Origin of the sequence: Luteimonas flava (genome assembly GCF_036584485.1) — a bacterium.
Classification (GTDB): domain Bacteria; phylum Pseudomonadota; class Gammaproteobacteria; order Xanthomonadales; family Xanthomonadaceae; genus Luteimonas; species Luteimonas flava.
In genome coordinates, this window is record NZ_JAZHBM010000001.1 from 798,296 (window position 1) to 818,981 (window position 20,686).

21 protein-coding genes are annotated in these 20,686 nt (G+C 65.7%); 15 read left to right on the top strand and 6 right to left on the bottom strand.

Features of this window, described 5'->3' with window-relative positions:
- The first annotated feature begins 33 nt into the window (after positions 1 to 33).
- The 6 genes from V3391_RS03800 (at position 34) to V3391_RS03825 (ending at position 4,968) form a co-directional block, all read left to right on the top strand.
- Entirely contained in the window at positions 34 to 393 is a 360-nt protein-coding gene (locus V3391_RS03800; protein ID WP_332077069.1) for a restriction endonuclease, read from the top strand.
- Positions 384 to 2,027: a DUF4034 domain-containing protein gene (locus V3391_RS03805; RefSeq protein ID WP_332077070.1), complete on the top strand. Its 1,644-nt coding sequence runs from the start codon at positions 384 to 386 to the stop codon at positions 2,025 to 2,027. The genes V3391_RS03800 and V3391_RS03805 overlap by 10 nt, the downstream gene beginning before the upstream one ends.
- Before the next feature lie 90 nt (positions 2,028 to 2,117).
- Positions 2,118 to 3,014 (top strand): restriction endonuclease, encoded by an 897-nt coding sequence (locus V3391_RS03810; RefSeq protein WP_332077071.1) that lies wholly within the window; start codon positions 2,118 to 2,120, stop codon positions 3,012 to 3,014.
- Positions 3,015 to 3,074: 60 nt separating this feature from the next.
- Positions 3,075 to 3,401 (top strand): hypothetical protein, encoded by a 327-nt coding sequence (locus V3391_RS03815; RefSeq protein WP_332077072.1) that lies wholly within the window; start codon positions 3,075 to 3,077, stop codon positions 3,399 to 3,401.
- Positions 3,398 to 4,201, top strand: coding sequence for a hypothetical protein (locus V3391_RS03820; RefSeq protein WP_332077073.1), 804 nt, complete (start codon positions 3,398 to 3,400; stop codon positions 4,199 to 4,201). Before V3391_RS03815 ends, V3391_RS03820 begins: the two co-directional genes overlap by 4 nt.
- A 233-nt stretch (positions 4,202 to 4,434) precedes the next feature.
- Positions 4,435 to 4,968: a hypothetical protein gene (locus tag V3391_RS03825; protein WP_332077074.1), complete on the top strand. Its 534-nt coding sequence runs from the start codon at positions 4,435 to 4,437 to the stop codon at positions 4,966 to 4,968.
- A gap of 18 nt (positions 4,969 to 4,986) precedes the next feature.
- Here the strand turns inward: V3391_RS03825 and V3391_RS03830 are convergent, their stop codons facing one another.
- A complete protein-coding gene (locus tag V3391_RS03830) occupies positions 4,987 to 5,142 on the bottom strand; it encodes a hypothetical protein (RefSeq protein WP_332077075.1) in 156 nt (51 codons plus the stop codon).
- Positions 5,143 to 5,258: 116 nt separating this feature from the next.
- Here V3391_RS03830 and V3391_RS03835 point away from each other — a divergent pair, with 116 nt between their 5' ends.
- Complete coding sequence (locus V3391_RS03835; protein ID WP_332077076.1) at positions 5,259 to 5,873, top strand: restriction endonuclease; 615 nt, start codon at positions 5,259 to 5,261, stop codon at positions 5,871 to 5,873.
- 31 nt (positions 5,874 to 5,904) lie between these two features.
- On the opposite strand, the gene V3391_RS03840 is transcribed toward V3391_RS03835, so the two are convergent.
- Positions 5,905 to 6,597 (bottom strand): transposase, encoded by a 693-nt coding sequence (locus tag V3391_RS03840; protein WP_332077077.1) that lies wholly within the window; start codon positions 6,595 to 6,597, stop codon positions 5,905 to 5,907.
- Positions 6,598 to 6,825: 228 nt separating this feature from the next.
- Here V3391_RS03840 and V3391_RS17790 point away from each other — a divergent pair, with 228 nt between their 5' ends.
- Positions 6,826 to 7,026 (top strand): hypothetical protein, encoded by a 201-nt coding sequence (locus V3391_RS17790; RefSeq protein WP_425497192.1) that lies wholly within the window; start codon positions 6,826 to 6,828, stop codon positions 7,024 to 7,026.
- A 202-nt stretch (positions 7,027 to 7,228) separates the two neighbouring features.
- Positions 7,229 to 7,534 (top strand): putative quinol monooxygenase, encoded by a 306-nt coding sequence (locus V3391_RS03850; protein ID WP_332077078.1) that lies wholly within the window; start codon positions 7,229 to 7,231, stop codon positions 7,532 to 7,534.
- A 286-nt stretch (positions 7,535 to 7,820) separates the two neighbouring features.
- Here V3391_RS03850 and V3391_RS03855 read toward each other — a convergent pair whose 3' ends face one another.
- Positions 7,821 to 10,352 carry a hypothetical protein gene (locus tag V3391_RS03855; RefSeq protein ID WP_332077079.1) on the bottom strand — a complete coding sequence of 844 codons (2,532 nt, stop codon included), beginning with the start codon at positions 10,350 to 10,352 and terminating at the stop codon, positions 7,821 to 7,823.
- Between the two features lie 512 nt (positions 10,353 to 10,864).
- On the opposite strand from V3391_RS03855, the gene V3391_RS03860 reads away from it, so the two are divergent.
- Positions 10,865 to 11,134 (top strand): hemolysin XhlA family protein, encoded by a 270-nt coding sequence (locus V3391_RS03860; RefSeq protein WP_232135700.1) that lies wholly within the window; start codon positions 10,865 to 10,867, stop codon positions 11,132 to 11,134.
- 100 nt (positions 11,135 to 11,234) lie between these two features.
- The gene (locus tag V3391_RS03865) at positions 11,235 to 11,915 is read left to right on the top strand and encodes a hypothetical protein (RefSeq protein ID WP_332077080.1); all 681 of its coding nucleotides are present in this window, start codon (positions 11,235 to 11,237) and stop codon (positions 11,913 to 11,915) included.
- Between the two features lie 291 nt (positions 11,916 to 12,206).
- On the opposite strand, the gene V3391_RS03870 is transcribed toward V3391_RS03865, so the two are convergent.
- Together V3391_RS03870 and V3391_RS03875 are read right to left on the bottom strand one after the other, a co-directional pair.
- Positions 12,207 to 14,366, bottom strand: coding sequence for a putative bifunctional diguanylate cyclase/phosphodiesterase (locus V3391_RS03870; protein ID WP_332077081.1), 2,160 nt, complete (start codon positions 14,364 to 14,366; stop codon positions 12,207 to 12,209).
- A 63-nt stretch (positions 14,367 to 14,429) separates the two neighbouring features.
- Positions 14,430 to 15,845 (bottom strand): aminotransferase-like domain-containing protein, encoded by a 1,416-nt coding sequence (locus V3391_RS03875; protein WP_332077082.1) that lies wholly within the window; start codon positions 15,843 to 15,845, stop codon positions 14,430 to 14,432.
- 397 nt (positions 15,846 to 16,242) lie between these two features.
- Here V3391_RS03875 and V3391_RS03880 point away from each other — a divergent pair, with 397 nt between their 5' ends.
- The 3 genes from V3391_RS03880 (at position 16,243) to V3391_RS03890 (ending at position 19,439) form a co-directional block, all read left to right on the top strand.
- A complete protein-coding gene (locus V3391_RS03880) occupies positions 16,243 to 16,614 on the top strand; it encodes a YajD family HNH nuclease (RefSeq protein ID WP_332077083.1) in 372 nt (123 codons plus the stop codon).
- A gap of 138 nt (positions 16,615 to 16,752) precedes the next feature.
- Positions 16,753 to 18,384, top strand: coding sequence for a diguanylate cyclase domain-containing protein (locus tag V3391_RS03885; RefSeq protein ID WP_332077084.1), 1,632 nt, complete (start codon positions 16,753 to 16,755; stop codon positions 18,382 to 18,384).
- A gap of 41 nt (positions 18,385 to 18,425) precedes the next feature.
- A complete protein-coding gene (locus V3391_RS03890; protein ID WP_332077085.1) occupies positions 18,426 to 19,439 on the top strand; it encodes an alpha/beta hydrolase in 1,014 nt (337 codons plus the stop codon).
- A 73-nt stretch (positions 19,440 to 19,512) separates the two neighbouring features.
- Here V3391_RS03890 and V3391_RS03895 read toward each other — a convergent pair whose 3' ends face one another.
- The gene (locus V3391_RS03895) at positions 19,513 to 20,076 is read right to left on the bottom strand and encodes an FMN-dependent NADH-azoreductase (protein WP_332077086.1); all 564 of its coding nucleotides are present in this window, start codon (positions 20,074 to 20,076) and stop codon (positions 19,513 to 19,515) included.
- 90 nt (positions 20,077 to 20,166) lie between these two features.
- On the opposite strand from V3391_RS03895, the gene V3391_RS03900 reads away from it, so the two are divergent.
- Positions 20,167 to 20,559, top strand: a complete 393-nt coding sequence (locus tag V3391_RS03900; protein ID WP_332077087.1) for a winged helix-turn-helix transcriptional regulator — start codon at positions 20,167 to 20,169, stop codon at positions 20,557 to 20,559.
- Positions 20,560 to 20,686: the final 127 nt, after the last annotated feature.

A 20,686-nucleotide genomic window follows, 5' to 3' on the forward strand; every position in this document is an offset into this window, starting at 1 on the left:
AGCGCGGTGACGTAGGCCAGTCAGGGGGACGGCGTGCGACAGGGACTGAAGCGTGTGGCGCATCGCCGTGACGATGCGCTGACAGGAGTGCGGTGGGACCGGCTTGAGCATCTGCTCGCCGCGTGCTACCGCGATGCGGATTATCAGGTCGAGCATGTAGGGGCGGGCGCTTTGGCCGGTTGGGTCGAACTCGGCGTCGATCTGAAGCTGGAACACGACGGTCGAGTCTTACTGGTGCGGATCAAGCACTGGAACGCCTGCAAGTTGCCGCGCAGCGACATGCATCAGCTGATCGGGCTTAGGAGCACGCGCGTCGAGAGTGTGGATGCGGCTCCCGCTGATGGGCGCCCGTTCAAGAAGCGGGTTTCAAGGAATTCTCATCAATGGAATTGAAGCGCATGAATGAACGGCTTGCTTTCACGTGCAGTCCATCCGGATCCCGACCCGCCTTTGAACGCGTCGCACAGATTGCATTAGCCAGCGCTGTGCTCATGGTTGGTACGCACGGACCTGCATCCGCCGGTCCGCAGGCGCTGCCTGCGATTCCCGACACGCCGCGCGATGCGCAGTTCGTCGGTGTGCCCGGGGCATGGCGCGACTACCTGATTGGCGTGCGCGCGGCCCGGCAGATCGAGGCGCCGTTGGCCCGGTGCCTGGCATGGCCCGATCTGCCAGACAATCAATGGCCTGAAGGTCACGCGGCGGCGCACTGCCGGTATCACTTTTCCGAAGGACCGTCGCCCACGCAGGCAGCCGCGCTGCTCGAGGCGGGTGACGTGCAGACGCTCGAACGCTTGATGGCTGAGATGGCGGCCGGGCACGGTCAGCGCGAAGACGCAGAGCGCGTGCATACCTTCTTCCACGATCTGGCGGACATGCCCGCCGCGGCGCGCGATCGGCTGACGTCTCGCTGGGTGGACGCCGCGCCGCGGAGCGCATACGCGGCCATGGCGCGTGGGCGTCACTTTGCGAAACAGGGATGGGAGGCGCGCGGCACTGCATTGGCGCCCCAGACGAGCGAGGCGCAGTTCGCCGGCATGCGGGCCGGTTTCATCGAGGCGATCCCGTTCTACCGTCGAGCCGTTGAGCTCGATCCTGATCTGACGCACGCGTACATCGGCATGATGGAGATTGCGAAAGCCGTGTCGGATGCGGAGCTCGAAGCCTGGGCCTTCGCGCGTGCGCAGCTCGCGGGCCCGGCATGCGCAGAAGTCGCGGTTTCACGAATGGGAGCGCTGCAGCCTCGATGGGGTGGTTCGCTGAAGGAGATGGAGCGTTACGCGGAGATGTTGTCACCGCGAGTTACAGCATTTCCGCTGCTGGCCAATTCGCTGGTCGAGCCTTACAACGAGCTGACGCTCATGGAGATTGCCGCCAATCGATACACACAGCCGGCGGCGGATATCGCCGATGTGGCAACGCGGATCGCATCCAACGAGGACGCACTCGCGCGTGCAGCGCAGTTGAGCATGCATCGATCCGACGGGTCGCCGGTCGATGACGTCAAGGGACTTGCGTTGTTGCTGCAACGTGAACGGTTTGAACACTTGACGCCTTGGCAGGCGCGTGAAGTGGCAAGCAGGCTGCTCCGCGTGGAGCCGGAATGGACGTACGCGACGATCACCGATGCCGTCGCACGCGATCCCGACAGCGCGTATGGCCACTATCTGTTGGGCGCCGCCAGTTACAACGTGGGCAGGTTCGAGCAGGCGGATCGGCATTATCAGCTCGCCCGCCTCGACGTACGCCAGGAGCAGACCGTGCTCCGCGAACTCGTAACGATGTGGATGTTCGACGCCGGCTTGCCGGCCGACGCGGCAATGGCCAAGGCAGGGCCGTACCTCGACACGTTGCTGGCGAAGTTTCCCCGCGACGGCCGTGCGCACCTGTGGGAGTGGTCACGGCGCGAGTATTTCGGCGAACCGCCTCCGCGACAGTGGTTTCTGGGTTTCCTTGCGGTGGCCGATCCGAAGGATCCCGTCCAGGTGCAGGCGATTGAGACCATCAAGCGGAAACTCGCCGAGTAAGGCCGATCTCCGCATGAGGCATCGAACAGGGCAGCTACACGCACCTGAAAGACGCCGCGCAAGCGACGACCAGTCAGGCAGGGAGGCGGCATGCGACAGGGATTGAAGCGGGTGGCGCATCGTCGGGACGATGCGCTGACAGAGGTGCGGTGGGACCGGATGGAGCATCTGCTTGCCGCGTACTACCGGGAAGCGGGCTATCAGGTCGAGCATGTGGGAACCGGCGCATCGGCTGGTCGGTTCGATGGCGGCGTCGATCTGAAGCTGCAACGCGACGGTCGGGTCGTGCTGGTGCAGGTGAAGCACTGGAACGCCTACAAGGTGCCGCACAACGAGGTGCATCAGCTGATCGGGCTGATGGTCAACGCGCGCGCCAATGCCGCGATCCTCGTCACCAGCGGTGAGTTCACCAAGGCCGCGATCGAGGCGGCGACCCGCAACGGGCTGGTGCAGCTGATCGACGGCGACGAACTCCGCGCAATGCTGGGGCCTTTGCCGGAAGCGGCGCCCGCAACGCGCACCGCCGACAGTCTGGCTGCGCAGGCCGGGGAACATCTGCTGCACGCTGCCATGGATCGCGCGTTGCCGGCTGGCCGCAAGGCGGCAACGTCCTGGGCCAAAGCCACCGCCGCGACGCTGGCGCTGAAAGTTTTTGCCCTCGTTATGATGCTGCTGATCGCCTATCAGGTGATCCAGGCACTCGGTCGGAATCTCGACCAAAGCCTCCAGGCCGTCGGTCGACCTTCGACGGCGGCCATCCAGCGTCCCGCACCAGCGCCCCAGTTCGTGCCGTCGCGCCCGGCCGTCGCGTCGACGCCCGCAGTCGCGAGCTTCTGCATCGACCACGATCCGCGCACCGATGCCAGCGTCGACCGCTGCGCCGAACACGCTGCACGCCCGAAGCCGAGCCTCGCGGATGTCCGCGAGTCACAGCGCAAGGCAGATGCCGCGATGGAGGTGCTGCGCGCTTCGACACCTGAAATGTGAGCACGGATTCCGCGCCTCCGGTTCACCGGGCGCATCACAGCACTTCACCCAGGAAAAGCAATGAACGCACATGCAGAGCAGGGTCACATCGCAACAGCCCCTTCCACAGAGGGCCGTGGCGCCATCGGCAAGTTCTTCGACACGTTGATCGGCACGATTTTCATTGTGCTGCTAGCCGCCGGACTGATTGCGCTGACCTCAACGTGGCAATCGAGCGATCTTCTGTTTGAAGGGACGGATCGTGTGCTGGTTACCCAGACCAGTTGGTGGGGGTTGCAGAGCAAGGTCACGGTGCTCGAGGCATCTCAGATCGACGGCTGGACCATTCTCAAAGAGAACGGCGATCGGGTTCCGATGCGCAGCCAATCCATGAGGCTGCCCAGATGATGGGATGGTCCCGCGTTGATCAGTCCGCTGCGCTCGCTTGCCGGCATTTGCGCACGGCGCTTCTGGTCGGCGCACTGCTGGTGTGCTGGCCTGCGCTTGCCCGCGACGATTCGAAGATCAGCGACGCAGACGCCAATGCATCGGCTGAAGCGTCAGGCCGGACGATCTACACCCATTACCGCGCGATCGAAGCGGTGCGCGCGGCGATGGATGCCGACCAGACCATGCGCGAGGACGATCGCGTGGCAGGCGAGATCACCCTGGGCTACGGGGGGCAGATCCACGTCACCGTGCTGGATGACGCATCCGCTGCGCTCTATCGGGTAGCGGTCTCGACCGACGGCGTACTCGCGGCGCCAATCGAGGCACTGCCGGCTCCGGCCGGGCTGTCCTCGAATGAGCGGGCTGCCGCGCAGGCCCGCACGACGGCATTGGCATTCGATTCGCCGCGATGCGGGGACGCTTACGACACGGTGGTGCTGCCGTCGAGCGTGGAGGCGCAGTGGGTGGTCTTCTTGATTCCGCGACCTTCGCAAGGCGTGGTGCGGCTGGGCGGCTCGACCCGTGTGGAAACGGAAGGCGATGTGGCGACGGCGTGGCGCCCCTACACGCGGAGCTGCATTGATCTCAATCCAGCACCCAACGCGGTCGCCATGATCGTCACGCATCTGCTCGACCCGACTCCGACCGAGATCCACGTGTTCTGGAGTCTCTGGAAGGGGAAGCCGTTCTACGTCACCACTGTAAAGAACGGCCTCTGGAAAGTTGAAGACGGTCGTATCACCGCCGTCGAAGACTGATCGGCTTTGTTTTGCGCCCGAATCGATTTGACTCACCCATGCCGTATCCAACAACGGGGTCAAGTTCACTCATCTAGGATGACGCCGCGCGAGCGGCGACGTAGGCCGGTCATGGGACGACATGCGGCCGGCAATATAGGGGGCAAGTCCACTCATAGGTAGTGAGCCACTAGCTTGAATCACGTGACCTAAATGCCTTGCTCAACCGGGCCAAACTAGAACTGAGCCAGCACATGCCTAAGTTCAAAGCCTTTGCTCATCGAAAGTTTGATGTCATGGAGATCGCGCTCTACCTCTACCTCGTGGCCGCTATCGCGATGTCCGTATTGGGCATCGACCTGACCGGTCTTGTGCACGAAGCACTGCTCCCGGATCAAGCGAGGTTCCAAGCTCTTTGGTCGCGAAATCGTGCCCTCGACTACATGCCAAGCTTGTTCTTTGGGATGCTTTTTCTGTATGTGCCGGTGCTGATTGCAAATCTTGCATGGTTTCGAAGGCGCTTGACCTGGACCGCTCCCAGCATGGTGCCAATGGAGTATTGGCGGCTGTCGTTGGCGTGTTTGGTTTTGGGCGCAGGCGCGCCTGTGATGCTGTTTCTGGCGTTTGGCGTCGGTTCGGCAACCAGTTTAAGAACGGCCGCGTTTCTTGAGTTCACATCGCGTAGTGATCTAACTGTTGCAGCAATTTTCTTTCTGACTTTCTGGATATCGGCGCTGCTTCTTCCCGGGGCCTATTTCTTTCTCAGATTGGCTCGGTATTACCGATGACAGCGGGCAAGAACGAGGTCAGGTTTCTTTATCCGTCTCGGTTGGTCGAGGAGCAGGTCGGACGCCTGCGAAGCGTTTCGTCTTGGCTTCGACCATGGTGCGGAAGTCGTCGCGGCCCCAAGCGTGCTGTTTTTGAGGGTGTTCGCGGATCGCGGTGAGGTCTTTTTCGGTCACGGTGTCATTGAGCAGTGTCCCGCCAGCGGCGTGCGCGCATGGGAATAACGGGGTCAGGTTCACTTATCTAGGATGACGCCGCGCGAGCGGCGACGTAGGCCAGTCAGGGGGACGGCATGCGGCAGGGATTGAAAGGAGTGGCGCATCGTCGTGACGATACGCTGACAGGAGTGCGTTGGGATCGGCTGGAGCATCTGCTCGCCGCGTACTACCGGGAAGCGGGCTATCAGGTCGAGCATGTGGGGACGGGCGCATCGGCCAGTCGGTTCGATGGTGGCGTCGATCTGAAGCTTCAACGCGATGATCGGGTCGTGCTGGTGCAGGTCAAGCACTGGAACGCCTACAAGGTGCCCCACAACGAGGTGCATCAGCTGATCGGGCTGATGGTCAACGCGCGCGCCGATGCCGCGATCCTTGTGACCAGCGGTGAGTTCACCAAGGCCGCGATCGAGGCCGCGACCCGCAACGGGCTGGTCCAGCTGATCGACGGCGACGAACTCCGCGCCATGCTGGGGCCGTTGCCGGAAGCGCCGCCCGCAACACGCACCGCCGACAGGCTGGCTGCGCAGGTCGGGGAACACCTGCTGCACGCGGTCATGGATCGCGCCTTGCCGTCTGGTCGTAAGGCAGCAACGTCCTGGGCCAAAGCCACCGCGGCGACGCTGGCGCTGAACAGGAATAACGGTGCCAGGTTCACTTATCCAGAATGGCGCCGCGCAAGGAAGGGCTAACGGTGCCAGATTCGTTATAACGGTGCCAGGTTCACTTATTCAGCTTTGAGGGCCGGTGTGCGGGGCGTGTGCCCGCGAAGCGGCGGGTCTTGGCTTCCACCATCGCGCGGAAGTCGTCGCGACCCCAGGCGCGTTGCTGTTGCAAGTACTCGCGGATCTCGGCGAGTTGTTCGTCTGGCAACGCCTCGTCCAGCAGGCTGCGCCAGAGGGTGGCGCGCCGCGCGGGGTCGGCATCCAGCGCAAGCCAGGCGGGATGGGGCGTGAGCAGCGAGCCGGCACGCTGCCCCAGATGCGCAACGCAGCTGGACCAGCGGTACGTCAGGGGATCATCGGTGATCCGGGCGCGGACCGGGTTGAGTTCGATGTAGCGCTGGCAGGTCAATACGTAACGCTCGTCGCCGACCAGACAGGCCTTGTAACGGCCTTCCCAAAGCGTGCCGGTGCGACGGTGGCGGGCGTTGAAAAGGCCGACGTACTGGCGCCCGAATTTCTGCATCATCCGGCTCAGGTCGCCCGGTCCGTGCGGCGTTGCGAGCAGGTGGACGTGGTTGTCCATCAGCACGTAGGCGTGCAACCGCACGCCGGTCGCGAGCAAGGCGCCGCGCAAGAGGTGCAGGTAGTCCAGCCGATCGCGGTCATCAAGTAAGCAGGGCAGGCGGTTGTTGCCGCGCTGCACGATGTGCTGCGGCACACCGGGAAGATCGAATCGTGGCGTGCGGCCCATGTCGACAGCATCGCTCGGCAGGGAGAACGCATGCGGTCAGCGTTTGACGCGCCGAAGCTCTCCTCGACGCCCGCCGCGATCTCGGGAAAGTAACCCTGGCACCGTTCTGCCCATGTCGAGACGACGCGCTGACAGGCGTGCAGTGGGATCGGCTGGCGCATCTGCTCGCCGCCTATCTAATGACCCACTGATTTGCTGCTCAGGTCTAACCTTTTCAGGGAGACGCAGATGAGCGCGGTGATGGAAGAAGAGATCAAGCGTTGGACGACGCGTCGGAAGTCGGCGCTGGCGTTGATGCTGGAGATCATCCAGGGCAACGACGGTGGCGAGAGCGATCGCGTATCGCGACCTGTTCGACGACGCCGTGCCGAATGCGCTGGTCGCGGAGATCCGCCGCAATCTGCAGCAGCAGAAGGTGCTGGGCAGTGACAGGTTTCAGTCCTGGGTCGAAGCGCGGACCGGTCGTTTCGCAGCGGCGCGGGAGGCAGGGCGCCCCGCGACCACTGCGCAATTGTCCTTGCACCCGTTGCACTGAGTTGCATTGACACCAATTGCACCGCCGGTCCGAAATCCGTTGTTGGCTGCGTAATGCGGCGTATGGTGGGTGGCTCCCAACCAGAGGAGACGTGTCATGGTGACAGTCGCGCTGTTCGTGCGTTTGGAGGCCAAGCCCGGAAAAGAGGCAGAAGTCGAACAGTTCCTGCGGGGCGGGCTCCCGCTCGTGCAGGCGGAGCCTGATACCACGGCATGGTTCGGCATTCGGCTGGGTCCCACCACGTTCGGGATCTTCGATGCCTTCCCTCACGAAGCGGGCCGCCAGGCTCACCTGTCGGGCAAGGTGGCCGCTGCATTGATGGCGCAGGCGGGAGATCTCTTCTCGTCGCCGCCTTCCATCGAGAAGGCCGACGTGCTGGCGGCAAAGCTACCGGGAGAATGAGGACGGGTGGCGTCGCGCTGGTACTAACGGTGCTTACTAACGGGGCCAGGTTCACTTATTCCGCCTCGAGAGGCGGTGTGCGGGGCGCGTGACCGCGAAGCGGCGGGTCTTGGCTTCCACCATCGCGCGGAAGTCGTCGCAGCCCCAGGCGCGTTGCTGTTGCAGGTACTCGCGGATCTGGGTGAGTTGTTCGGTTAGCAACGCCTCGTCCCGCAGGCTGCGCCAGAGGGTGGCACGCCGCGCGGGATCTGCAGCAAGCGCAAGCCAGACGGGTGGGGCGTCAGCGTCAGTTGTAACCAGGCAGCAACGTGTGCTGATTGGCGAGGCGGAGCTCGGTGACGTGGAGCTGCAAGTCAGCCAACGCCTCCGGATCGCCGCTCAATTCGTTGAGCGCTGCGATGGCTTCCTCAGGCGTCAGGCGTTGCGCGGTGCCTGGAACCCCGCTGGTTGTCGCCAGGTCGAAAACCAGCGGCACCGCATTGACGGCCTCAAAGCCCTCGCTCTGTCCGGTATTCGCCAGGATCTCTGCAACGTCAGGTTCAAGGCCGGCAGCGACAAGGAAGCTGACCGACGCCCCATGCGCTTGCTCGGCTTCCTTGAAACTGGCCCAGTTGGCCTGACCCACCATCGACGCCACGATCATGGTGCCGCCTATGAGCCAACCCGCTGGGCCAGACGCGCCAGCCAGAACGACTGTGCCCGCGCCGGCAAGCCCGTGAAGCCCCGCTTCGAGAGGCTCATCACGCGACAACGCGTTGGCCATATAGGCGAAGTCGCCCACGGCGGAGAACACCCCAAGCGCACGGCCCCAGTTCGCGGCCCCTAGCGGACCAAGACGCCCGCGTGCATCGTCCAGAGCACCAAGTCCTGCCATGTCGACCGCGCCGGGGCGTTCCAGCAACGCGATGGCTGCACTGCCGAGCCCGGCTGCGGCGCCTAGAGTCGCGATCTGGTTATGCACCCCGCCCTCGTCTATCGCCAGGCTCGCGTACTTGTTCAAGGCCAGGACGCCTGCGGCGACGCCCAGCGAGCGCAAGAGGCCGCCGGCCACCGTATCAGCGCCAAACCCTTCGATGCCACCCAGCGTGTTGTTCAAACGGGTGGCTGCGTCTTCCACCGCTGCAGCTGACGCGTTGGCGGGCAAGCTTGCAAACTCATCCAGAGAGTTGATGGCAGCGCGATAGGCCTCGGCGTCACTGCCGTAAAGCCCTGACACGCGATGACCCAGAGCCTCGAGCTGCGAACGCGCCGTGGCGACACTGGCCGGACTTCCATGCTCCAGGTCACCGAAGATCAACGAGACCTCTTGCTGGATGGCGTGGTTGCCGATCTGTCGCAGGGTTTCTGCCCCAGCAGCCCCTGCCCGAGCAGGATCGGCCAGCGCCATCATCGCGTCGGCCTCGGGCCCTGTCAGGAAGCTGCGATCCCGGCTGGCGGCCAGGTTCACCGCATTGAGAACCGACTCGTCGTTGAAGAGATCCTGGAGCGGGCCGGTGGCCTGACTGGCAAGCTCTTCCGGCAGCCCACTGACGCCAGCCATCAGTTCGCGAAGCTGAGTGGCCTTGTCGATGATCGAGCCTTCCAGTTGTTCAAACTGCGCCTGCCACTCCGAGTCCTGGCCTTCGAGCCAGTTTTCGACGGCCGCATTCGTCGCTTCGGGCGGCAGACCCTCGTGACTGGCGAGCAGCGCACCCAGCTCCTCGAGCATCGACTGGTAGTTCTCGAGATCCCCGGTGATGCTTTCGGCGATCGCTTCGCCCGCCTGGACCAGGTGCTCCGTGGCCAGTTCAGCCGTCTCCACTTCTCCCGCACCGCCCGTCGACAGTTGCGAAATGATTTCAAGGGCCAATCCGGGGCTTGCTCCGTTCTGGACGGACAGGCCCAGCACGGTGGCCAACGGAACCCCTTGGCCCCGATCAACCCCATTCGCTGTGAACATCGTCGCGATATCGGTGCGCAACGCGTTGCCTTCGGGCGTGTCGCCCAATGCACCCACGGCGTCGGCGATGTTGGCAAAGGAATCGCCGCCCTGCCCAGCCACGGGGTTGCCCAGATACTGGGGCCGGAGCTGCGCAATGTTGACGATTGTGTCGAGGTTGCCCTGGACCACTGCATACGCCAGATCCGGGGGCAGGCCATCGGTCAACGTCTGAAGTCGAGACGACGATTCGTTCGAAGCCCAAACCGCACCAGATCCTTGCAGGTCTTCGCCCTCCATGCCGTCATACGGCTCTGCCACCCACGGCTCTACCTGTTCGCGAATCAACGTCGCCAACTCGGGGCTCGTGGTGAGGTAGAGCCGATCTTCTTCCGACAACTCGCCAAGCCCTTCCGAGAGTGTGCGCATCACCGCTTCGGCGTTTGACTGGGATGCCGCATCACTCAGAAGGGCTTGGACGTCAGGCCGCTGAGACAGGGGCTGAAGCAGTGCAAGCTCTTCTGTTGCCCGGTTCACGATCTCGATCGCAGCCGGATTGCCCTCGTAGCGTTCCAGCAAGGGCCTCGCAGCAATATCCAGCTGCGAGGTGCCCGCCGGCACGGGACCCACGAAGGGGGGCGCCGCGCCGATTTCTGCCATGACGGCCGCTTCGAACGCCTCGCGATACATCGCAGCCTGACCGGCGGCTGCGGTGTAGTGATACGGCGGCGCAGTGTCGACGGCTTGCTGCGCCTCCTGCCATGCCGCGTAAGCATCGGCCGTGGCCTGGGGCGTCCCCTCGCTTGCGACCGGCTGGGCAGCTACCGGTTGAGTCGGTGCTGCCGACGCGGGCTGTCGGAGCAGCGCGTTGGGGCTGTAACCGTCGACGGTGGGGTGCATGAGGCTCTCCGGGCAAGTACCCCCATTCTCCGGTCACCCAGGTCCGCTACCAGTCGGGTTGACCCTATCCAAGCTCCGCCAGTCAGCCAGCGTTTGAGGGGTGTCTCAAACTCACGGTGCGAGGTTCACTTCTCCCGCGATGCATCGGGTTTCAGGCCGCTGTATCCGACGCTTGCCGAGGCGATCGCCGCGGGCGCGACGTGAGTAAAAGGAGAGTGGTTGATGGTGGGTCGGGTGGCATCTCAGCTCGACGCTGCGCCATGGGGTTGGTGCTGGAAGCCGTTGGCAAACCGCTTGTCAGCCGGTGGCTTGGTCGGCAACGCGTTGGATGGGGGCGGTGTCCTTGCAGACGCAACACAAGCGGTAATCCCAAGCATCTAGGGCGCGCCCTAGGTCAAATAGCACGTCTATTTCACAGGCTTTCGACCTCCGCCAATCGCGCCTGAAGACGCACGGAATCCGCGGCAAAAACGCCGCTATATTCCGGACTCCCCCGAAGCAGGAGAACTGAAATGTCGCTCATCCAACAGCATAAGAAGACGGCACAAATGGTCGGCGTGGCACTGGTCGCGGCCGTGGGGCTTGGTGGCTGTGCCACGTACAAGGACGACTTCGCACGCATCGATACGCGCCTCGATACCCTCGACTCGCGGGTGCAGGGTGCAGCGCAGAGCGCGGAATCCGCCAACCAGTCGGCGACGCAGGCCAATCAGCGCCTGGATACGATGGAACGTCGCGTCCAGCAGCTGGAAACGGCGCCGCGTCGCACGCCGCGCGGTTGATCTGATCGGACCGGGACCCGTGGGCCTGCCGGCCGCGGGTCCCGGTGTGTCACCCGTCTTTTCGAGGAGTTGTCCCATCGCCACGTCCACACACCCTGCGATGCGGGTCTTCCACACGGCGCTGTTGCTCGCGTTGTCATCTGCCAGCGTCGGGGTGGCGATGGCCGAGGACACCGTGGCGCCACAGGCTGCCTCGGCCAACCAGCTTCCGCCCGGCCAGGAGGTCTCCGACACGGTGATCGAGCTTGCGGGCTGGGTCATCGCCGCCAATGACAACCACGGCTATCCCTTCATGGTGATGGACAAGGCCGCAGCGCAGGTGCTGGTGTTCGGCGGCGACGGCAAGCTGCAGGGCGCGGCCCCCGGACTGTTCGGGTCGGCGGTCGGCGACCATGCAGCGCCCGGCATCGCAGGTCTTGCGCTGCGCGAAATTCCGGGGCGGGATCGCACCACGCCGGCCGGTCGTTTCGTCGGTGGCTATGGTCCATCGATCGACGCCGGGCGTGTGCTCTGGGTGGACTACGATTCGGCGGTCTCGCTGCACCCCACCGCGAGCGGTACGCCGGCCGAACGACGCGGGGAACGCCTCGCATCGCCGACGCCGGACGACAACCGCGTCACCCACGGTTGCATCAACGTCGACACCGGCTTCTACGAGCTGGTCGTCCAGCCGACATTCGAGAAGGGCGGCGTGTTCTACATCCTGCCGGACAAGGATTCGATGGCGGAGACCTTCCCGGATTTCGCGGAAAGCCGCGCCTCGGCAAAACGCGGCGACTGATTCAAACGGCGGCGCCCAGGCACGTAAGCCCGGCGCTGTTCGAGCGTGTGGGCTGGCGACACGCGCTTGAGGAACACAACGGCGCCACGGTCAGTGTCCGAGCGTTGGCACACGATGCGCCACCGGCTTGGGTGGAGATGCGCGCCTCGCAGCTTTAATCGAGCGACCGGTTGCTGATGGTGTTCGCTGACTGGATCGAACCCGGTGAGCGGAGCACGCGCACTGCGATCGCCTTCGAATGGAGACAGTTGGACTCGCTCTGATGGTCTCCGTCCGTGGGTCGCTGCGCTGCTATCTCGTCTGGGCCTGCGCGTCCGTACAGGCGGACAGCCGCAGGCAGGCATCGCCGATATCGCGGCCGTCGCGCAGCATCGCTTCAAGCGCGGCCGCGGGCACGGCGGCACTGCACCAGTAGCCCTGGATCTGGTCGCACTGGTGGCTGGCCAGCAGTGCCGCCTGGCCTTCGCATTCCACGCCCTCGGCGAGCACCCGCATGCGCAACTGGTGCGCCATGGTGATGATGGCGCGGGTGATCGAGACGTCGTCCGCCGGCGCGGTTACGTCGGGCACCAGCGAGCGGTCGATCTTGATCAGGTCCACCGGCAGCCGGCGCAGATAGCTCAGGCTGGAGTAGCCGGTGCCGAAGTCGTCGAGCGAGATCTCGACCCCCAGCGCCCGCAGCGCCTCGAGATGTTGCACGGCCTGGTCGAAGTTGGCGATCAACATGCTTTCGGTGACTTCGACGCCGAGCAACAGCGGATCGAGGCTGGCGCTGGCGAGCATCTGCTCGATGCGGCGCGCGAGGTCGGGCTGCAGCAGCTGACGGGCCGACAGGTTGACGGCCACGCGTACCGGCGGCAGGCCGGCGCGCTGCCAGTCGGCCGCCTGCTCGATGGCGCGGCGCAGGACCCAGTCGCCGATGGGCACGATCAGGCCGGTTTCTTCGGCGATTGGAATGAAGCGGTCCGGCGGGATGCGGCCCAGCGTGGGGTGCTGCCAGCGCAGCAGGGCTTCGACACCGACGATGCGGCCCTGTGCCAGGTCGACCTGCGGCTGGTAGTGCAGTTCGAGCTGTTCGTCGCGCAGGGCCTTGCGCAGCGCGTTCTCCAATGCCAGGCGCTCTGGGTCGTAATCGTCCGGCGCGCCGGCGTAGACGTTGATCTGGTTGCGGCCCAGCCGCTTGGCGTGATGCAACGCCGCGTTGGCACGGCGCAGCAGGGTCTCGGCGCGTTCGCCTTCGGCCGGTGTCATGGCCAGGCCGATGCTGCAGGTGACATGGATCTCGTGCCCGTCGACGTGCATCGGTCGGGCGATGCTCTCGAGCAGCGCATGGGCCACGTGCGGCGCATCGTCCGGACCGGCGGCCAGCACCACCACGAACTCGTCGTCGCCGCGCCGGGCCACCAGATCGATGTTGCGCACGGTCGAGGTCACGCGCTGTGCCACTTCGCGCAGCACCGCGTCGCCGACCGCCGTGCCGAGGCCATCATTGATGCGCTTGAAACGATCGAGCGCCAGGACCAGCACCGCGCTCTGCGTACCCGCCTGCAGCATCGCGTCCAGCCGTTCGAGCAGCAATTGCCGGTTCGGCAGTCCGGTCAGTTCGTCGAACTGCAGCAGCTGGTGGATGCGGCGTTCGGCGGCGCGGCGTTCGCGCAGGTCGTCCATGCAGACGTGCGCGAACGAGGTGTCGCCGCTGGTCACCAGGCTGATCGACACATCGACCGGAATTTCGTGGCCGTCGTGATGGTGCACGCTGGTCTCGAACCGCAGCGAACCGCTGTCGTACAGATCGCGCCAGCGCTGCAGCCATTGCGTGGCATCCACTTGGGTGTCGATGTCGGACACGCGCAGCCGCAGCAGTTCGTCCCGCTCCAGGCCCAGCAGCCGGCACGCCGAGGCGTTGGCATCGCGGAAGGCGCCGTCGGGCCCGACCTGCAGCAAGGCGTCGTTGGACTGTTCGACGGCGTGGCGGGTGAGCAGCAGCTGGTGCTGCGCCTGGTCGCGTTCGCTCACATCGCGCGCCGACGGAATCAGCCAGACCACCCGCCCGTCCAGGTCGTAGAGCGGCAGCAGCGAGAAATCCATGGCCAGCGGAGGGCCGTTGCGCGTCGCGATGCGCACTTCGAAGCGCGACGCCTCGCCCCGCGCGGCGCTGGCGATTGCCAGCTGCAGCTGTCGTTGCGACTGTTCGCACGCCTGCCACCACGGGGTGGTGTCGAAGCGCTCGCCGAGCACCTGCTCGGGCGTGCAGCCGACGGCGCTCAACGCCGCCTCGTTGGCGTAGTGCAGCCTGCCGTCGGTATCGAGCAGGCCGGCGAAGATGCACGGGCCGAGCCGGTCGAGCACTTCGTGCAGCGCCATCTGCGGGCCGCGCGGAGTGCGGCTGACCGCCATCCGCGTCGGCACGGCATCGGGATGCGGCTTCGTTGAGGACGGGGACTTGGACATGGCTGCACTCTGCGCTGGCGTTCGCGGCGTCAGTGCGCGCAGTTGCGCGTCTGCGCGACCGGATCAGATCGACGCTGCCGCCGACGGTTGGACACGCGGTGCTTCATTGACCAACCGGGCCAGTGTGCGCATGGCGTGTTCGCGTGAATCGTCCCAGGGCTGGCCGCAGGTCAGCCGGATGTGGTGCCGGAACGCGCCGCGTGCGGAGAACATGGGCCCAGGGGCCAGGCTGATCCGTTCTGTCATCGCGGCACTGTGCAGCGCCATCGCGTCGACGCCCGCAGGCAATTCCACCCACACGAAGTATCCGCCGGCCGGGTGTAGCACCCGCGTGCCGTCGGGAAACAGTCGATTGACAGCGTCGAACAGACTGTCGCGCTGCGCTTGCAGCGACGCGCGCAGGCCGCGCAGGTGGCGGTCGTAGCCGCCTTCCTGCAGGTACTCGGCCAAGGCGGCCTGCACCGGAATCGAGCCTGACAGGGTGGTCATGAGCTTCAACCGTTCGACCTCACGCGTCAGCCGGCCGGGCGCGGCCCAGCCGACCCGGTAGCCCGGCGCCAGGCACTTCGAGAACGACGAACAGTGCAGCACCAGACCGCGACGGTCGAACGCCTTGGCCGGCAGCGGCGCGACATTGCCCGCGTAGAGCTCGGCGTAGACGTCGTCTTCGATCAGCGGCATGTCGTGACGGGCGAGCAGTTCGACGAGGTCGCGCTTCTTCGCCTCCGGCATCAGGCTGCCCAGCGGGTTCTGGAAGTTCGTCATCAGCCAGCAGGCTTTCGGGCGATGGCGCTCGATCACGTCGGCGAGGCGGGCGAGGTCGATGCCTTCGTGAATGTCGGTCGGCACTTCGATGGCGTGCATGCCGAGACGCTGCAGCGCCTGCAGCGCCATGTAGAACGTCGGCGATTCCACCACCACCGCATCACCCGGCCGCGCCACCGCGTGCAGGCACAGGGTCAGTGCCTCCATCGCCCCGTGGGTCAGCACGATCTCCTCGACCGGCACCTGCAGGCCCTGGCGCAGGTAGCGTTTGGCGATTTCGCGCTTGAGCGGCAGATTGCCCGGCGGCAGGTCCTCGGCCATGCTCCACGGATCGAGCCGTCGCGTACTCGAGACCAACGCGCGGCGTAGTCGATCGAGCGGGAAGAGAGTGGGGCTCGGGAAAGCGGAGCCGAAAGGGATGACATCGCGTGCGCGCGTGGATCCCAGGCAGGCGTAGATCAGGTCGTCGATCTTGACGGGCTGCGATCCGGACTGAGGCGTCGAGGCTTGTGGTTCCGGCAGCCGTGCGCCGCCGGGACGTGCCGCGACGAAGTAGCCAGAACGAGACGCGGCGCGCACCAGGCCACGCGATTCAAGCAGGTAATAGGCTTTGAACACGGTGCTCGGGCTCAAGTCCCGGCTGGCACAGGCCTGGCGCACGGACGGCAGGCGATCCCCGGGGCGCAGCACGCCGGCCGCGATCTGTTGTTCCATCTCGCGCGCGAGCAGCTCGAACTTCGGGGCCGTGTCGCCTGGACGGTCACGCATGGCGCGGACTCCCCGATTCGATCGGCTGGCGGCTCGATGGCGTTTCGTTGGCGCGCTGTGCCTCAACCTTTCGGCACACGCCTGCAACTTGCGCCGCGCAGATCGAATGCGACGATCCGATTGCGGAGTGCCGCAGACACGATGACGTGAGTCAGGCCGCCCCGGCTCTTTCAATCGAATTTTGATCCTACGCCTCTTTGTCTTCCGCAGGGGAACGTGATTGCGCCGGCTTGCGCATGCGCGATTCCGGGCGGGCCAAAGCCGAGCGCGCGCAAGGCGCAGTGGCTCAGGGCGTTCCCCACCTGTTGGGCGAGCGGATGCAGGATCCCGCTAGACTCCGGCCATGCCCGCCATCGACCAGACCAAGCTCGACCGCATCGTCGCCGAGGCCCGCCGCAGTGCCGAGCAGCGCAATGCCGGCTATCGCGAGCGTGCGCTGACGATGTATCCGTGGATCTGCGGCCGCTGCGCGCGCGAGTTCACGCGGGTCAATCTGCGTGAGCTGACGGTGCATCACCGCAACCACAACCACGACGACAATCCGGCCGACGGCAGCAACTGGGAGTTGCTGTGCGTGTACTGCCACGACAACGAACATTCCCGTCAACTCGACCACACCGGCGTCAGCGCACGGAACGCGGAGGACGCACCCGCCGCGGCGACGTCGAACCCGTTCGCGGATCTGAAAGCGCGGCTCGAGAAAACCCGCACCTGAGTACATCGCGCTCGCCGCGCGGGAAAGCGACTGCTGCGAAGTCCCGGATGAGCCCGGTTGCGTGGATCCCAGGCGTCGCGGTTCCCGGGTGCGTGTCGCTGGACCGGGCGTGCGTCCTTCGGTGACCATAGCGCGCCCATGCCTGCCGATCCCACGCCGTCCGCGCACCTGCTGCGCCTGTTGCCCGACGCGGTCGTGCAGACGGATGCGCGCTGGACGGTCACCTATCTCAATCCCGCCTGGCAGACGCTGACGGGCCACGCGGTTGCCGATGTGCTGGGCCGCTCCCTGCTGGATTTCGTGCATCCCGACGACAACCCGACGCTGCGTTCGGGCATGCCGGTGTTCCGGCTGCGGTTCGCGGACGGGACATATCGATGGATGCGGCTGCAGTTGCAGCCCGAGACCGATGCGGCGGATCGGGTGATCAGTCGCCAGGGCGTGCTGATCGAAGTGGCCGACGTCACCGAGCAGGTGCTGGTGGAAGTGCGCCAGCGCTTCCTGCGGTTGCTGGAGACCATCGACGGCGTGGTCTGGGAAGCCGAGCGCGGTGTGGGCAATACGTTTCTGAGTCCGCAGGTCGAACGCCTGTTCGGCTTCACGGTGGAGCAGTGGCGCGCCGATCCGGGCTTCTGGCGCTCGCGCGTGCATCCCGACGATCTGGAGGCGGCACTGGCGATCGACAACGCCGCCTACGACGCGACGCACAGCTACGCCTACGAAATGAGCTACCGCCTGATCACGCGCTCGGGCGAGGTGGTCTGGGTGCGCGACCTGTGCCGGACGGTGGTCGAGGCCGGGCGCCCGAACCGCATGATCGGCCTGATGATCGACGTGACCCGGCAGAAGCAGGCCGAACTTGAACTGCTGCGGTCCGACGAGCGCTACGCGCTGGCCACGCGCGGGTCCAACGACGGCATCTGGGACTGGGATCTGCGCACGGATGTGTTGCACGTATCCGGACGCTTCAACGGCATCCTCGGGCTGGACGCGACCGGTCCCGTGCACGCGGACGGTTGGCACTTCCTGCAGTCGCGCATCGATCCTGACGATCGCGCCCGCGTGGAATCGGCGTACCGCCGGCATCTGGCCGGGGACAGTCCGAACTTCTCCGTGGACTTCCGCGCTTGGCACGGCTCCGGGCGTCTGGTGTGGGTGAACTGGCGCGGCGTCGCCCGCTTCGAAGACGGCATCGCCGTGCGCATGGCGGGCTCGTTGAGCGATCTGGCCGAACGCGGCAGTTCCTATGACGCGCTGACCAATCTGCCGGGGCGGCCGCTGTTCCGCGATCGCCTCGATCACGCGATCGCGCTGCATCGCGAAGGGCTCGCGGCGGGCGAGGGCGCCCCGGCGCAGAGTCACACCACGATGTTCGCGGTGCTGATGCTCGATCTCGACGGGTTCAAGGCGGTCAACGACACCCATGGCCACCACATCGGTGACCAGTTGCTGCAGCAGGTCGCGCGGCGGCTGGAAAGCTGCGTACGCGCGGTCGATCTGGTCGCGCGCATGAGCGGTGACGAGTTCATCGTGCTGCTGGAGTCGGTCGATCCCGCCGGGGCAGCCGAACGGGCGCGACAGATTGCGTCGGCGCTCGCGTTGCCCTACACGATCGGCGCGACCGCCGTGCACAGCAGCGCCAGCATCGGACTGGTGAGCAGCCATCCCCAGTTGGCGACCAGCGACGACTATCTGCGCGCGGCAGATGCCGCAATGTACGAGGCCAAGAGCAGTGCCTTGGGGATCAGTGTGTTCGAGGCGGGGCAGTAACGGTGCCGGGGTCGCTTGCAAGGTTGCGAAAGGAGGGTGCAATGAAACGTGCGATCCGGATTCTGCTCGGGTTCGGCGGGGCGATGCTCGCCAGCGTGCTGCCGGTCTACGGCACAGCGCAGGTGGTACCGGGTGCGCCTTCAACTGACGTGCCGGCGCAGAACGGCACGCAGGCGGCCGCGCCTTCGATGGCGTACTGGCGAGAGGTGCCGCTGTGGCCGGACGATTCGCCGGTGCTGCAGGCGGGGATCGCAGCGCTGGCGCACGAGTCGTGGGCGCTCACCCATCCCAGCATGCTCGTCTACCGGCCGGCGGCGCGTGCACCGGGTGCCGCCGTGCTCGTTTTTCCGGGCGGTGGTTACAAGGCGCTGGGCATCGGCCCGAACAGCAGCCTGGGGCTGTACGGATCGGACGTCTGCAAGTGGCTGACCGATGCCGGCATCACCTGCGTGCTGGTGAAGTACCGCGTGCCCAATACGGGCTGCAACTGGAACCCGGTGACGAAGCGGCACGAGTCGCCGTCCATTCCGATGGCGCTGCAGGATGCACAGCGGGCGATGTCGCTGGTCCGCCACAACGCGGCAGAGTGGGGCATTGATCCGGACCATATCGGCGTGATGGGTTTCTCCGCCGGCGGCAATCTCGCCGTGCTGTCGAGCACGGCGTTCGCATCCCGCACGTATGCACCGGCCGACGCCGCGGACGCGGTCAGCCTGCGGCCCGACTTTGCGATTCCGGTCTACGCCGGGCACATGACGATGGAACACAAGAATCTGCGGCCCAAGGATTCGCCCGCGGCGCGTGCACTCAACACCGACATCGTGGTGTCCGCGGCCGTGCCGCCGACCTTGCTCATCCACGCGAAGGACGATGCCGTCGACCCGGTCGCGTATTCGGAGGTCTACGACCATGCGTTGCGCGAGGCCGGTGGGAACGTGACGCTTATCCGCTACGAGACCGGCGGTCACGCGTTTGGCGTGCGCCGGAACGGCACGGACAGCGACCGGTGGACTCAGGATGCGATGCGCTGGCTCGATGACATCGGCATGCGGTAAGCGGTGAGCACGCTGGTGCGATGCGTTTGTCACCGCGCCAGCTTCGATGCGCTTCCCACTGGCGCGTCCTGCTTCAAGCGGCCAATGCGTCGATCGACGCACGGGCCTCTGCCATCGCCGCGTCTTTCGCATCCGGCCCCAGCAGCACGCCTTCGGCGATGACGAACTCGGGCGTGATGCCGATGAAGCCGAAGATCGTCCGCAGCCAGTTCTCTGTGTGTTCCTGCCCGGCAGCGGGCGCGCCTCTGGCGTAACGGTTGCCGCGCGCGATCGCGACGATGACGCGCGTGTCGCCCGCCAGGCCCACCGCGCCAGTCTCCCCGTAGCGGAACGTGCGGCCCGCGACCAGGATGCGATCGATCCAGGCCTTGAGCTGGCTGGGCACCGCGAAGTTGTACATCGGCGCACCGATCACGACGATGTCGGCGGCCAGGAACTGCGCCAGCGCGGAATCCGGCGCATCGGCCTCGGCGGCGGCGGCCAGGGTGAAGTGGTCGCGCGGGTCGCTGGCCAGGTCGCGGTAGGTGATGGCGAGACTGGGGTCAGCGGCCTTGAGCTTTGAGACGATGTCGGTGGTGAGTCGGCGGCTGACGGAAGCGTCGCCGGTAATGGCGCTGTCGAGATGCAGTAGTTTCATTGTGTGCCTCGGTTACGATTTGTGCCCGGGGCGACCATGCGCTACAAGATGAGCCTCCACAAGACGGCACATGCCGGTAACCGGAGGCACATGGGTGTGACCGACCCGCCTGCACACACCATCGAAAGCTGCATGCACGTCAGCGACGTGCTGGCGCGTGTGGGCAGCAAGTGGAGCATTCTCGTCATCGCGAAGCTCGGGCAGGGGCCGCAGCGCTTCAACGCACTCAAGCGCGAGATCACCGGCATCTCGCAACGCATGTTGACGCTGACGGTGCGCGGCCTGGAACGCGACGGGCTGATCCTGCGCACCGCGACCCCGAGCATTCCGCCGCGAGTGGATTACGCGCTCACCGATCTGGGGCGGTCGCTGCTGGAACCGGTGCAGGCGCTCGGGGAGTGGGCGATCGCCCATCGCGCGGTGGTCGAAGCGGCGCGGCACACGTTCGATGCGCAGCACCGGGACGCCGGCAGCCACGACTGAGCAGTCGGCGCGCGCCGACGATGCGTGCGGGCAGAATCCGACGCCCGGTCAAGTCGTTCGCGATTGCGCACGCCGGTGAAATCGTCATCACAAACGGCCTCTGTAGCATCCTGCTCCGCAGCCGTTA